Genomic DNA, 14,016 nt, shown 5'->3' with positions numbered 1-14,016 from the left:
CGGGCCGAGCGTCCGTCCGGTGCCGCTCCCCCGATCCGACGAAGGAGACCCCCACGATGACCGCTCGCCGCACGGCAGCCGGGATCGCGCTGACCGGCATCGCCCCGCTGGTGCTCACCGCGCTCACCGCGACCCCGGCCGTCGCCCACGGCTCGATGACCGACCCGGTCAGCCGGATCTCCGCCTGCTTCGCCGAGGGCCCCGAGCACCCGAAGTCCGCGGCCTGCAAGGCGATGGTCGCGGCCGGCGGCACCCAGGCTCTGTACGACTGGAACGGCGTACGGGACGGCAACGCGGGCGGGCAGTCGAAGAAGCGCATCCCGGACGGCAAGCTGTGCAGCGCCAACGCCCCCGAGTACCGGGGCCTGGACCTGCCGCGGGCCGACTGGCCGGCCACGAACCTGAAGGCGGGCGACCACACCTTCCGGTACAAAGCGACCGCCCCGCACCGCGGCTCCTTCGAGCTGTACGTCACCAAGGACGGCTACGACCCCGCCAAGCCGCTCAAGTGGTCCGACTTGGAGGCGAAACCGTTCGCCAAGGTCACGAACCCGAAGCTGACCGACGGCGACTACGTCTTCGGCGGCAAGGTGCCCGCCAAGTCCGGCCGTCACCTGATCTACAGCATCTGGCAGCGCTCGGACAGCCCCGAGGCGTTCTACACCTGCTCCGACGTCGTCTTCGGCAAGAGCGGGGGCACGGGCAGGAGCGGGGGTACGGGCAAGGGCGCGGCGGCCTCGGCTCCGTCCGCGGCCGCGCCGAGCGACCGGCAGATCGCCGCCGAAGCGGGCAAGTCGACCATCGACCACATGCACCACGGCGCGCACGGCGGCGCTCAGGCTGCCGGGGACACCGGCACGGCACCGGACACCTCCGCGGGGAACGCGGCGCACCCCAACGGCGGTGCGGCCAAGGAGGTGGACCCGAAGCAGGCTGGTGCACAGCAGGCGGCCGGCAGCCACCTCGCGGAGACCGGCGGCGACAGCTCGACCGCGCCGATGGCCGTCGGCGGCGCGGCCGTTGTGGCGCTGGGCGCCTCGGTCCTGCTCGTGAGCGCGCGCCGCAAGGCGGCCCGACAGCGCGGCTGACCCACACGCTTCTCCCCCAGGGCCCTCCCCCCCACGCATAGGGCCCCCTGCGAGGCCATCCCCCACTGGCCCCGCAGGCCCCCCGCGAGGTCATCCCCCACTGCCCTCGCGGGGGCACCCCCACACCGGCGCCGCCGCCCCCTTTTCCTTCACCTCAGGGGGCGGCGGCGCCTCGCGCGCCCCGCTGCCGCGCCGCACTCCCCTGTGGTGCGGCGTGACAGCACGGCAGGCGCGCGCGGCCGTGGCGCTTTCCACGTCGTGTCATCTCTCAGCGACGGGCGGCAGGGCGGAGATTCCCGTTCCGGCGGAGGAATCCCGGAAATTCGCCGCTGCGGACGGTTGTCAGTGGTGTCCCGTACAGTCAAGGGAGTTGACCTTGACGACGAGGGGGAGCGCCGTGACGACGAGGGAGTGGGCGGGGGCCGAGCCCGACGGGACCCGGCAGGTCACGGAGGTCGCGTCCGAGCGCGAGCTGCGAGAGCTGATCGGCGAGCCGAACGACCACGCGCTGTACAAGGTGCGCGACCGGCTGCACGACCTGGACCGGCAGTGGCTGGCGCACGCGCCGTTCTGTTACATGGCCACGTCGGACGCCGCGGGCCGGTGCGACGTCTCCCCCAAGGGCGACCCCGCCGGTTTCACCACGGTGCTGGACGACACGACGATCGCGATACCGGACCGCCCCGGCAACAAGCGGGTGGACGGCTTCCGCAACATCCTCGCCAACCCGCAGGTCGGGCTGAACTACGTCCTCCCGGGCCGCGGCGACACCCTGCGCATCAACGGCCGCGCCCGTATCCTGCGCGACGCCCCGTTCTTCGACGCCATGGTCGTCCGGGGCAACCGCCCCCGGCTGGTGCTGCTCGTCGAGATCGACGAGGTCTTCTACCACTGCTCCAAGGCGTTCCTGCGCTCCCGGATGTGGCAGCCGGAGAGCTGGCGGCCCGACGCGGTGCCCTCACGGGCCCGCATAGCCAAGGGTGTCGAGGTCCCCGACACCCCGCTGGAGCAGCTGGAGGAGCACTACGGCCCGCGGTACGCGGAGCGGCTGTACGGCTGAGCGAACTTCGCCGCGGGGCGGGCCGCCGCCTCGCCGAAGCGCTCCCGCGCCCGGTCCACGGCGGCCTCGATGCGGCGCGCCTTGTCCTCGGCCGGGTCGAACGTGAGCTGCCGAGCGGCGAGTTCGGCGCGGCACAGGTCCTCCGCCCGCAGCGACACGGACCGTACGCGGGCCCGTTGCAGTCCGAGCGCCGCGTGCAGCGCGTACGCCGCGTCCGTCAGCGCGGGCCCGTGTGCGGTCGGTTCGGGCAGCCGCCGGGTGCGCGTCGTCGTGGAACGGTCGGCGTAGCGCACGGTGAGGGTGAGCGCGCGGGCCGCCCGGCCGCTGCCGCGCAGCCGGGCACCGAGGTCGTCCGCCAGCGAGAGCAGCGCGCGCCGCCGCCGGTCCGGATCCAGTTCGTCGTGCGCGAAGCGGTGTTCGGCGCCGATCGAGCGGGCGGCGGCGTTCGGGGTGACCGGGCTCGGGTCGATCCCGCGGGCCTTGTCGTACACCGCCCGGCCCGCCTTCGCGCCGAGGATGCGCTGCAGGGTCGCGGGCGGCGCGGCGGCGATCCGCCCGACGCTGTCCAGTCCGTACGCACACAGGGCACGCGCGGTCGCCGGCCCGACGCCGTGCAGGGCGGCGGCCGGTTTGCGGTCGAGGAAGTCCGCGACGGCGTCCCCGGGGACCCGGCGCACCTCGCCGGGCGCGGCGCCCTGCGCCGCCATCCGCGCGAGCAGCGGATTGCCGGCGACACCGATGGTGCACCGCACGCCGTACCAGGCCAGCGCCCGCAGCCGGATCAGCTCGGCGATGCCGGCGGCGTCCCGTTCGAAGTAGCGCAGCGCGCCCCGTACGTCGGCCAGCGCGGCGTCCGGCGGCAGCGCCTCGATCACCGGCGTGAACTGGCCGAGCAGCCGCAGGAGTTGTTCGTAGGTCTCCTCGCCGGGCGGGGCCTCCCGGTCTCCGTCCGGCCCGCCGTCACCGGCGGCGCGGAACCGTACGTACAGCATCTCGGCAGGGGCCCCGGCGGCCGCCCCGTCCCGGCCGGTCATCCCGCGCTCCCCGGGCTGGCGTGCCACAGCTTGCGTCCGGTGGCGGCGCCTTCGCCCGCCGGGCGGAGGTCGGCCCAGGGGTGCAGCTCGTAGCCGGTCTCCAGCCGGATGGTACGGCCGGCCGGCGCGGGCACCGGGTCCGCTCCGGGCCCGGACGCGGCGGCCGGTGCCGGAGCCCGGTCCGCCGCCCAGGTCGCCTCGGCCGCCGCCGAGCCCGCACGGCCCGGCTCGGTGTGCACCCGGCGCGGCACCCCGGAGCCCACCGGCCCGCCGTCCCCCACTCCGCCGTCCACCGGCCCGGCCTGTTCCGCCGCCGTCCGGCCCTCTTCGGCGAGGCGCGCGGTGACCGCTTCCAGCCCGCCCTCGCGGCGCAGTTCGGCCAGTTCGGCGAGGTTCCAGGCGGCGGCGCCGACCACGCTGAAGCTGCGCGGCCCGCGCCGCTGGACCGTGCCCCGTACGAGCAGCAGCCAGGAGTGGAAGACGGTGTGCGCGCACGCCTCGTGGGAATCGTCGAAGAAGGCGCAGTCGACCAGGCCCGTACTGTCGTCGAGGGTGGTGAAGATGACCCGGCGGCCGGAGCGGATCGGCGGGGTCTGGGTGGCCGCCTTGGCCCCGGCGACCAGCACCGTCTCCCCGTGCTCGGCGTCGCCCAGCCGCTTGGCGGGCAGCGCCCCCAGCTCCGCGAGGAACTCCCGGTGGTCGCTCATCAGGTGCCGGGTGGTGTCCATGCCGAGGACACCCAGTTCGGCACTGAGCTTTTCGACGTCGGTCAGGTCGGGCAGCCCGGCCGGTTCGACCGCCTCGACGGGCGCGGCGGCGCCGTCCCCCGCGTCCAGGGGAAGCTGCCCCTCGGCCACGCCCCGCTGCCGGCCGTGCAGTTCGGCGAGGTGCAGCAGCAGGTCGCGCCGGTTGGCGCCGAAGGCGTCCAGCGCGCCGACCCGGGCGAGGCGTTCGGCCACCGGGCGGCTGGGGCGGGCCCGCTGCCACAGGTCGGGCAGCGAGGAGTAGGGCTGCCCGTCCTCGATGCGCCGGGCCTCGGCCTCGCTCATGCCGTGCACGTCGGCGAGGGCGAGCCGCAGGCCCCAGACCGCCGGACCACTCCCCTCACCACCATCAGACACCAGTTCGATTCGATGAGCGACCGCCGACCGGTTCACGTCCAGCGGCAGCACCGGCACCCCGCGCCGCCGCGCGTCCGCCAGCAGCAGCCGCTTCGGGTACATCCCGGGGTCGTGGGTGAGCAGCCCGGCGTAGAAGGCCGCCGGATGGTGCGCCTTGAGCCAGGCGGACTGGTACGTCGGCACCGCGAAGGCGACCGCGTGCGCCTTGCAGAAGCCGTACGAGCCGAACGCCTCGACGATCTCCCAGGTGCGTTCGATCACCTCGGGGGTGTACCCCCGCCGCCCGGTCCGCTCCACGAACCAGGCGCGCACCTGCCCCTGCACCTCCGGCTTGGACAGCGCGCGCCGCTTCTCGTCCGCCTCGCCCCGGTCGCAGCCGGTCATGATCCGCAGGATTTCGATGATCTGCTCGTGGAAGACGACCACACCGTAGGTCTCCCGCAGCGGCTCCTCCAGGTCAGGGTGCGGGTAGCGGGCGGGCCTGCGGCCGTGCCGGGCCTCGATGAAGGGCCGTACCATGTCGGCCGAAACCGGTCCGGGCCGGAACAGCGAGATGTCGACCACCAGGTCGTGGAAGGTGGACGGCTGGAGCCGGCCGACCAGGTCGCGCTGGCCCGGCGACTCGATCTGGAAGCAGCCGAGCGTCTCGGTGGAGCGGATCAGGCCGTACGTGGCGGGGTCGCCGGGCGGCACCTGCGCCGGGTCGTCGAGATCGACGGTGCGGCCGGTGGCCCGCCCGATCTCGGCGGTCGCGTGCGCCATCGCGGACTGCATCCGCACGCCCAGCACGTCCAGTTTGAGCAGCCCCATCTCCTCCACGTCGTCCTTGTCGAACTGCGACATCGGCAGCGGCGAGCCACCCTCGCCGTCGCGGTGCGGGATCTCGCTGCGGGTCGGTACGACAGGGGTGCGGTCCAGCAGCGAGGCGTCCGAGAGCAGCACCCCGCACGGGTGCATGGCCATGCCGCGCGGCAGCGCGTCCAGCGCCTCCACCAGGTCCCACATCGGCCCGTACCGGTCCGCGTCCACGCCGCGCAGCTCCGGCAGCTCGGCGAGGGCCGCGCGGGCGTCGCGCGCCCGGATGTGCGGGAAGGACTTGGCCAGCCGGTCCACCTCGGCCGGGTCCATGCCCATGGCGGCGCCCACGTCCCGTACGGCGTGCCGGACCCGGTAGGTCTCGGGCATGGCGACGGTGGCGACCCGCTCGGTGCCGAACCGGTCGAAGATCGCGCGGTAGACCTCCAGACGGCGCGCGGACTCCACGTCGATGTCGATGTCGGGCAGTACCGCGCGGCGCGTGGACAGGAAGCGCTCCATCAGCAGGTCCTGTTCGACCGGGTCGGCGTGCGCGATGCCCAGCAGGTGGTTGACCAGCGAGCCCGCGCCGGAGCCGCGCGCGGTGACCCGGATGCCCAGGTCCCGGGTGTCCTGGACGACCTGGGCGACGGTCAGGAAGTACGAGGCGAAGCCGTGGTGTTCGATGATGTCCAGTTCGTGGTCCATCCGCTCCCAGTACGTGCGGCGGCGGTCGTAGCCACGCAGCACCATCCCGGCGGCGCAGCGCGAGCGCAGCACCCGTCCGGCGGTGCGGCGCGCGGCGCCGACCAGGCGGGGTTCGGGGAAGTGCACGGTGCCCAGCCCGATGTCGTCCTCCGGGTCGACCCGGCACCGCGCGGCCGTCTCCTCGGTCATCTCCAGCAGCCGCCGCGCGGTGCCGTGCCCGAGGCCGGCCGCCTCGGCGATCCGCTCGGCGGCGCGGCCCATCGCGTTCGCGTCCTTGAGCCACCGCTCGCCGCTGTCCCGGGCGCCCGGGCGGTGCCGGTCCACCGGCACCAGGCGGCGGGCGGAGTCCAGGACGTCGGCGACCGGGCCCTGGCCGGGGTCGGCGTAGCGGACGGCGTTGGTCAGTACGGCCCGGACGCCGTGTTCGACGGCGAAGCCGAGGGTGCGGGCGGCGAGGCGCAGCGAGCCGGGACCGGTGCCGGTCCGGCCGTGGTCGACGACCTCCAGGCGCAGCGCGTCACCGAACAGCTCACGCCAGGGGGCGAGGAGCCGGGCGGCGCGGTCGGGGCGCCCGGCGGCCAGCGCGCGGCCGGTCTCGGAGTCGGGCCCGAGCAGGACGGTGACCGCGTCCGGCGCCCCGGCGCGTACCGCTTCGGTGAGGGCGGTCCAGGTCAGTACGGGCCGGGTCGGGTCGCCCGGCAGGGAGGCCGCGTGCGCGGCCGAGACCAGGCGGCACAGCATGGCCCATCCCGCGGCACCGTCCCGGGCCAGGAAGGCGGCGCGAGCCGCCGACTCGTCGACGAAGGCGCCGCCGCGCACCGGACCGCGCCGCCGGGCCGTCCCCGGAGCGGCGCCCGGTACCGTACGGACACCCTCGGGCGGGGCGACCGCCAGCTCGGTGCCGAACAGCGGGCGGACACCGGCCGCGGCCGCCGCCTTGGCGAAGCGGACGGCTCCGGCGAGGCCGTCCCGGTCGGTCAGGGCGAGGGCGTCCATGCCGCGCTCGGCGGCGCGCTCGACGAGCCGTTCCGGGTGGGCGGCGCCGTACCGCAGGGAGAATCCCGAGGCGGTGTGCAGATGCGTGAACCGTGGCATCCGCGCCTCCTGCCGCTCGTACACCCCCTGACCGTTGCTGCGTCCCCCGTCGCGGTTCCACCATAACTCTTTTCTCGAACAACCGTACGAAATTCGAACAGCACCCGCCCCCGCCCACCCCGCACCCTCCCCGCCCCGATCAGCCCGCCCGTCCTGCGAAGATCCGTAATACGCCGGAAGATATGGGGCAAAAGGCCTGATAACCAAAGACCTACTCGGCACCACAGGGCGAGGGAGCAGCGCATGGCCACGGCGGACGACGGCACCCGCGGCATCCGGGACCAGGACACCCGGGACCGGAGCTTCCTCGGGGAGGTGAAGGACGCCATCTCGGGGCGGGCCGCCCTGCTGATGATCGGCGTACTGGCCCTGACGGCCCTGTTCATCGCGTCGTACGCGGGCGCCTTCCACTCCCCGAAGCCGAAGGACGTACCGCTCGCGGTCGTCGCGCCCCAGCAGATGAGCGGACAGCTCGTCGAACAGCTCGACAAGCTGCCGGGCTCCCCGCTCGACCCCCGTACGGCCTCCTCCGAGGCGGACGCGGCACGGCAGATCAAGGAGCGGGACATCGACGGCGCGCTGATCGTCGACCCGCGCGGCACCACCGACAAGCTGCTGGTGGCCAGCGGTTCCGGAGCCTCGCTGTCCCAGGCCGTCGAACAGGTCGTCACCCAGGCCGAGAAGGCGCAGCAGCGCACCGTACAGGTCCAGGACATCGCCCCTGCCGACCAGGACGACACCCGCGGCCTGTCCTCGTTCTACCTGGTGGTCGGCTGGTGCGTGGGCGGCTACCTGTGCGCCGCGATCCTCGCGATCAGCTTCGGCGCCCGCCCCGTCAACCTCAAGCGGGCGGTCATCCGGCTGGCCGCGCTCGCCGTCTACTCGGTGCTCACCGGCCTGGCCGGCGCCGTCGTCATCGGCCCCGTCCTGGGAGCCATGCCCGGCAGCCTGTACGGACTGTGGGGCCTGGGCGCGCTGATCGTGTTCGCGGTGGGCGCCACCACCTTCGCCTTCCAGGCCGTCGCCGGGATCGTCGGCATCGGCCTGACCATCCTCGTGGTGGTGATCGCCGGCAACCCCAGCGCGGGCGGCGCCTACCCGTACCCCCTGCTGCCGGACTTCTGGCGCGTGATCGGCCCCGCGCTGCCGCCCGGTGCGGGCACCTGGGTGGCCCGCTCCATCGCGTACTTCCACGGCAACGCGGTGACCGGCCCCCTCCTGGTGCTCTCCGCGTGGGCCGTCGCCGGCACCGCCCTGACCCTGCTCTTCTCCGCCCTCACCAAGGGCCGGACGGTGATCAACCGCAGCGAGGTGCGGCAGTGAGCGCGCAACACTGCCGGAGGGGCGGACGGGGTGTGCTCATGCGTCGTCGGATCTGATTTTCGCGCTCAGAGCCTGTACGGCGTCACCGTATTGCTTCCGGTCGAACTGAAAGGGGCCGAACGCCGTGTAGTCGCGTTCCGGGCGGTAGGGCTGCTCGAAAGAGTCCCAGATTACGAACTCGCCCGTCACGGCGATACGGGCCATGAGCGGCCAGCAACCCTGCTCGCCGCATTGACAGCCGAGCAGGACTGTCATCCCCAGTACGTCGGCGGACCGGCCATGGAAGTAGTCCTCCACCGGACCCAGCCGGGAAAGCCGCGGAAAAATACCGCCGTAGGCGTCGCCTGCGGGCTGCATCCCGGCTCCGGTCTCGAACGTGTCGATCAGGTCGGTGAACGGTATTCCGTCGATGCAGGGGACGACCTCAAGCCCGTCGCCGTAATCCTCGCGGCGCTCACAGTCGAATTGGATCTCATTGCTGGCCATCCCCTGATGATCTCAATACCCTCCTTTCTTCCTTCGCCCCGGCCCGGTTGAGCCGGGGCGAAGCAATTCCAGCAGGCGAGTGGTCTGCGGCGGGCTGCCGGTCTCAGGCGCGTCTCACATGTGCGTCCCGCCATCGATACGTATCTCCGTACCGGTGATGAACGCGCCGTCCTCGGAAGCCAGCATCGCGATGACGCCCGCGACCGTCTCCGGGGGCGCGAAGCCCTCGCCGATGGCCGGCAGCAGCTTTCCGAACAGGGTCATGTCGGCGTCTGCGGGCAGGCCCGGGTCGTCGGTCATGCCGGAGCGCACCGAGCCCGGCGCCACACACACCGCGCGCAGCCCCTGCTTGGCGTACTCGCTCGCGATGGCGTGGGTCATGGACTGGATGCCGCCCTTGCTGGCCGCGTATGCCGCCATGTAGGGGTGCGCGAACGCGGCGGAGGTGGAGCTGAAGTTGACCACCACCGGTGCCCGGCCACGCAGCAGTGCGGGCAGCGCCTCGCGGATCATCAGGAAGGTGCCGGTCAGGTTGACCGCGACGATCCGGTTGAAGGCGTCCAGGGTGGTCTCGTGGGTGTGCGAGGCGCGCAGGATGCCCGCCGCGTTGACCAGGACGTCCAGGCCGCCCAGCTCCTCGACGGCGGCGGCGACGCCCGCGCGCGCCGCGGTCTCGTCCGCGATGTCCAGGACCGCGGTGCTCAGCCGGTCGCCGTGGCCGTCCGCCGCGGCCCGCTCGGCGGTGGCCTTCAGCCCGGCCTCGCTGATGTCGGCGGCCACCACCCGGCCGCCTTCGGCCAGGACCCGGTGGACGGTGGCCTGCCCGATGCCCGACCCGGCTCCGGTGATCAGGACGCGGCGTCCGTCGAAGCGCTCCATGTGGCTCTCTCCTGCCTTCGGTGTCCGCGTCCGCCGCGGACGACACCGGCACCGTACGCCCAGGTGGCACAATGTGCCACCTCGGCGTAGCGAGCCACTTCGTCGTACGGGCGACGTAAGCTCGTCCCATGCCCACCGCACCGCGCCCCACCGCACCGGCTCCCGCACCCCTGCCGCCCGCCGCGCCCTCCCTGACCGAGCGGCGCAAGGCGGAGACCCAGCTGGAGATCGCGCGCACCGCGGCGGCCCTGTTCGCCGAGCGGGGCAGCGCCGTCACCGCCGACGACATCGCCCGGTCCGCCGGTGTCGCCCTGCGCACCTTCTACCGGTACTTCCGCACCAAGGAGGACGCGGTCGCGCCGCTGCTGGCCGTCGGCGTACGGCAGTGGCTCGCGGACCTGCGCCGGATGGCTGTGGCGGCGGAGGCGGACGGCCGGCCCGTGCGGGACGTGCTGGAGCGGGCGGCCCGGCAGGCGCTGACGCCGTCCGACGAGCAGGCCGCCGAGGCGCTGCGGTGGACGCGCGGGCTGCTTCGGGTGATGCGGGACGATCCGGCGCTGCGTTCGGTCTGGCACCGGGTGCACCACGACTCCGAGGAGGCGCTGATCCCCGTCCTCGCCGGGCTGACGGACGGTGGCCCGGCGGAGGTGCGGCTCGCGGCGGCGGCCGCGAACACCGCGATGCGGGTCGCGGTGGAGACGTGGGCGGCGGAAGAGGAGGAGCACGTTGCGGCGGAAGAGGCGGCGCTCGATCCTGCCGAGTTGGTGGTGCGGGGGATGCGCGCGCTGACGGCCGGCCTGTCCGGGCTGGACCGGCGCCGGACGCCCGCGCCGCGTGCCTGACCGGCGCCGGACGACACCACCGCCCGGCCCGCACAGCCCGTCCGGCACCGGACATGAAGCCGCCGGGCCCACGAAGGACCCGGCGGCAGTATTACGGAACGAGCCGTGCCGGCGCGCTTACAGCGCGCGCTCCAGCCGCTCCGCCACCAGCTTGGTGAAGCGGGCCGGGTCGCTCAGTTCGCCGCCCTCGGCGAGCAGCGCCATGCCGTGCAGCAGTTCGGCCGTGCCGGCGAGGTCCGCGTCGTCGGGGCGCTCGGCCTGGGCCTTGCGCAGGCCCTCGACCAGCGGGTGGCCGGGGTTGAGCTCCAGGATGCGCTTGGCCTCGGGCAGTTCCTGGCCCATGGCGCGGTACATGTTGCGCAGCGCCGGGGTCACGTCGTCGGTGTCCGAGACGACGCAGGCCGGGGAGACGGTCAGCCGGGAGGACAGCCGTACCTCCTTGACCTCGTCGCCGAGCCGCTCCGTCATCCAGGCCAGCAGTCCGGCGAAGTCCTCCTGCCGCTTGGCCCGCTCGGCCTTGTCCTCCTCGGACTCCTCCTTCGCGAGGTCCGCCTCGCCCTTGGCGATCGACCGCAGCTCCTTGCCGTCGAACTCGGGGACGGTCTCGACCCACACCTCGTCGACCGGGTCGGTCAGCAGCAGCACCTCGTAGCCCTTGTCCCGGAAGGCTTCCATGTGCGGCGAGTTCTCGATGGCGGTACGGGACTCGCCGGTCATGAAGTAGATGTGCTCCTGGCCCTCCTTCATGCGCTCGACGTACTGCTGGAGGGTGGCCGGCTTCTCCTGGTCGTGGGTGGTGGGGAAGGAGGCGATGCGCAGGATGGCGTCGCGGTTCTCGTGGTCGCTGAGCAGGCCCTCCTTGACGACCCGGCCGAACTCGCCCCAGAACGTGGCGTAGTTCTCCGGTCGCTGCGCCATCATCTCCTTGATGGTGGACAGCACCTTCTTCACCAGCCGGCGGTGCATCAGCTGGATCTGGCGGTCCTGCTGGAGGATCTCGCGGGAGACGTTGAGCGAGAGGTCCTGGGCGTCGACGACACCCTTGACGAAGCGCAGGTACTCGGGCAGCAGCGCTTCGCAGTGGTCCATGATGAAGACGCGCTTGACGTAGAGCTGCACCCCGCGCCGGTGCTCGCGCGCGAACAGGTCCTGGGGCGCGCGGGACGGCAGGAACAGCAGCGCCTGGTACTCGAACGTGCCCTCCGCCTGCATCCGGAGCGTTTCGAGCGGGTCGGACCAGTCGTGGCTGATGTGCTTGTACAGCTCGTGGTACTCCTCGTCGCTCACCTCGTCCCGGGAGCGCGCCCACAGGGCCTTCATCGAGTTGAGCGTCTCGGGCCCGGCCGCGGCCTTGCCGTCCTCGGCGTCCTGCGCCTGCTCCCCGTCCGCCGGCGCCTCGGGGGCCATCCGGACCGGCCAGGTGATGAAGTCGGAGTACCGCTTGACGATCTCCCTGATCTTCCAGCGGGAGGTGTAGTCGAAGAGCTGGTCCTCCTGGTCCACCGGCTTGAGCCGCAGGGTCACCGCGGTGCCCTGCGGCGCGTCCTCGACCGGCTCGACGGTGTACGTGCCCTCGCCGGTCGACGACCAGCGGGTGCCCTCGCTCTGTCCGGCGCGGCGGGTGACCAGCGTGACCTCGTCGGCCACCATGAACGCGGCGTAGAAGCCGACGCCGAACTGGCCGATCAGCCCCTCCGCGGTGGCCGCGTCCTTGGCCTGCTTCAGCTCCTGGAGGAACTTCGCGGTGCCGGAGTTGGCGATCGTCCCGATGAGCTGGACCACCTCGTCGTGCGACATGCCGATGCCGTTGTCACGGACGGTCAGCGTCCGGGCCTCGCCATCGGTCTCGATGGCGATGTGCAGGTCGGAGACATCGGCGTCGAGCGACTCGTCGCGCAGCGCTTCGAGGCGCAGCTTGTCCAGCGCGTCGGAGGCGTTGGAGATCAGCTCGCGCAGAAAAACGTCCTTGTTCGAGTAGATCGAGTGGATCATCATCTGCAGGAGCTGGCGTGCTTCTACCTGGAACTCGAACGTCTCGGTCGGCATATGTGTCAATTCCTTCTTGTGTCACCAGGTGGCGGACCGTCCCGAGAACTGTAGATGAGCCGGTCAGGACGTATGCGCGCTTCCCCCGCACCGTCGCACGGCCGGCAGGGGAACGGCAGTGCGGACTGACGTTCGAGCGGTGGTGCGGATGGTGGCGCGCACGGCGGGCGCGAGTCGCACATCGCGCGCCCCGCTGACGCCTCTCACACCCCGCCACGCCCCGGCGCGCTCCCTCGGCAGCCGCACTTCGGCCATTAGCGACGAACCCCCACGAGCCCCCTGCACCCCCACGAACAACGGGAGTTGGCCGCTTTTCGCCGCACACCCGACCCGGCCGGAACCCCACTCCCCCGATGTTCTGGCTGACCGCACGGCATAGCACACATCACACACCGAAACGCCCGTCACATCACTTCACGCCACCACACAGCGTTTTCAACCAACGACTGGAAGTAACCGATCGATGTGCTTTCCTGTCGCACCTCGGCCAGACTCCTCACCGTCCGGCATTCGAGACGACAACCGAAGGAGAGTTCGAAAATGCGGTACATCACTGGGGGGATCGCGCTCGGCGCGGCGCTCGTGCTCGGCGGTCTGGCCACCACGGCCCAGGCGCAGCCCGCGACGCCGAAGAGCCTGTACGCACCCTCGGAGTTGGTCCTCACCGTGGGGTACGGGGACAACGCCGCTACGGCCTCCATCCAGCGCGCGGTGACGCTGAGCTGTAGCTCGTCCGGAACCGGTTCGCACCCGGCGGCGCGTGCCGCCTGCGCTCAGCTGCGCACCGCGAACGGCGACTTCGACGCGATCACCAAGTCCGCGGCGGACCGTATGTGCACCAAGGAGTGGAACCCCGTCACGGTCACCGCGAACGGTGTCTGGCAGGGACGCCGCGTCGCCTACGAGCACACCTTCGCCAACCCCTGCGCGATGGAGGGCGGCAAGGGCCTGGTCTTCGAGTTCTGACGGACCCGACCGGGCGGCGATCCGCTGAACGGCGCGGCCGCCCCGTCGCCGCCGCGCCACCGGCCGGCCCCCGGGCACCCCCGCGGATGCCCGGGGGCCGGCCCCTGTCGTCGCTCCGCGCGCGGCCGCGCACCGTGCCGCCGCCCCGCCCCCTCCACGGGACGGCAGCACGGAAGCCCTCGCACCGCCCGCCGGAACGGCACGGCGCGCGGCTCACCGGCGGCTCGCCGGATTCTTTTCGGCCGCCGGGCTGATGCATCATTAGAGCCAGCCGCAACGGGCTTGGCAAATCCGTTCCGGCCGTTGCACGGGAAAAGCCGGAAGGGCATTTCGGCAAAGAGCTCCAGACTTCCTGAAGTCGCCGCACACCACGGCGACTAAACACCCGCATACCGGACATTTGGCGATCACTTTCCCGGAAAGCGACCCCCCTGAGAGCTGCCTCACACTCCTTCGAATGGGCGGGTCGCATGACATTCCCGTCAACATTTCAACGGCCCGCGCCGCTTCATGAAAACGATTCCCTTGATGCGTGGCCGCGCCGCCGACGGAGGCTGCGACATGGGGCGCCGC

General features: G+C 72.6%; 10 protein-coding genes. 5 read left to right on the top strand and 5 right to left on the bottom strand.

What is annotated here, in order from left to right:
• Positions 1 to 56 precede the first annotated feature (56 nt).
• Both OEIGOIKO_RS33315 and OEIGOIKO_RS33310 read left to right on the top strand, forming a co-directional pair.
• Positions 57 to 1,088, top strand: coding sequence for a lytic polysaccharide monooxygenase (locus OEIGOIKO_RS33315; RefSeq protein ID WP_125057150.1), 1,032 nt, complete (start codon positions 57 to 59; stop codon positions 1,086 to 1,088).
• A 397-nt stretch (positions 1,089 to 1,485) separates the two neighbouring features.
• On the top strand, positions 1,486 to 2,148 hold the full coding sequence (locus OEIGOIKO_RS33310) for a pyridoxamine 5'-phosphate oxidase family protein (RefSeq protein WP_125057149.1): 663 nt from the start codon (positions 1,486 to 1,488) through the stop codon (positions 2,146 to 2,148).
• Here the strand turns inward: OEIGOIKO_RS33310 and OEIGOIKO_RS33305 are convergent.
• Complete coding sequence (locus OEIGOIKO_RS33305) at positions 2,112 to 3,182, bottom strand: DNA polymerase Y family protein (RefSeq protein ID WP_174857259.1); 1,071 nt, start codon at positions 3,180 to 3,182, stop codon at positions 2,112 to 2,114. The genes OEIGOIKO_RS33310 and OEIGOIKO_RS33305 overlap by 37 nt on opposite strands.
• Positions 3,179 to 6,901, bottom strand: a complete 3,723-nt coding sequence (locus OEIGOIKO_RS33300) for a DNA polymerase III subunit alpha (protein ID WP_125057148.1) — start codon at positions 6,899 to 6,901, stop codon at positions 3,179 to 3,181. Before OEIGOIKO_RS33300 ends, OEIGOIKO_RS33305 begins: the two co-directional genes overlap by 4 nt.
• A gap of 243 nt (positions 6,902 to 7,144) precedes the next feature.
• On the opposite strand from OEIGOIKO_RS33300, the gene OEIGOIKO_RS33295 reads away from it, so the two are divergent.
• Positions 7,145 to 8,224, top strand: a complete 1,080-nt coding sequence (locus tag OEIGOIKO_RS33295) for an ABC transporter permease (protein ID WP_125057147.1) — start codon at positions 7,145 to 7,147, stop codon at positions 8,222 to 8,224.
• A 36-nt stretch (positions 8,225 to 8,260) separates the two neighbouring features.
• Here the strand turns inward: OEIGOIKO_RS33295 and OEIGOIKO_RS33290 are convergent, their stop codons facing one another.
• Entirely contained in the window at positions 8,261 to 8,710 is a 450-nt protein-coding gene (locus tag OEIGOIKO_RS33290) for a hypothetical protein (protein ID WP_125057146.1), read from the bottom strand.
• A gap of 114 nt (positions 8,711 to 8,824) precedes the next feature.
• Complete coding sequence (locus OEIGOIKO_RS33285) at positions 8,825 to 9,589, bottom strand: SDR family NAD(P)-dependent oxidoreductase (RefSeq protein WP_125057145.1); 765 nt, start codon at positions 9,587 to 9,589, stop codon at positions 8,825 to 8,827.
• A gap of 128 nt (positions 9,590 to 9,717) precedes the next feature.
• Here OEIGOIKO_RS33285 and OEIGOIKO_RS33280 point away from each other — a divergent pair, with 128 nt between their 5' ends.
• On the top strand, positions 9,718 to 10,431 hold the full coding sequence (locus OEIGOIKO_RS33280; RefSeq protein WP_125057144.1) for a TetR family transcriptional regulator: 714 nt from the start codon (positions 9,718 to 9,720) through the stop codon (positions 10,429 to 10,431).
• A 117-nt stretch (positions 10,432 to 10,548) separates the two neighbouring features.
• Here OEIGOIKO_RS33280 and htpG read toward each other — a convergent pair whose 3' ends face one another.
• Positions 10,549 to 12,477, bottom strand: a complete 1,929-nt coding sequence (htpG, locus tag OEIGOIKO_RS33275; RefSeq protein WP_125057143.1) for a molecular chaperone HtpG — start codon at positions 12,475 to 12,477, stop codon at positions 10,549 to 10,551.
• Between the two features lie 540 nt (positions 12,478 to 13,017).
• Here htpG and OEIGOIKO_RS33270 point away from each other — a divergent pair.
• Positions 13,018 to 13,443, top strand: coding sequence for a subtilase-type protease inhibitor (locus tag OEIGOIKO_RS33270; protein ID WP_125057142.1), 426 nt, complete (start codon positions 13,018 to 13,020; stop codon positions 13,441 to 13,443).
• Positions 13,444 to 14,016 lie beyond the last annotated feature (573 nt).

The sequence above is a fragment of the Streptomyces paromomycinus genome, assembly GCF_003865155.1.
Taxonomy (GTDB): domain Bacteria; phylum Actinomycetota; class Actinomycetes; order Streptomycetales; family Streptomycetaceae; genus Streptomyces; species Streptomyces chrestomyceticus.
This window is presented reverse-complemented; position numbering and strand designations above follow the sequence as displayed.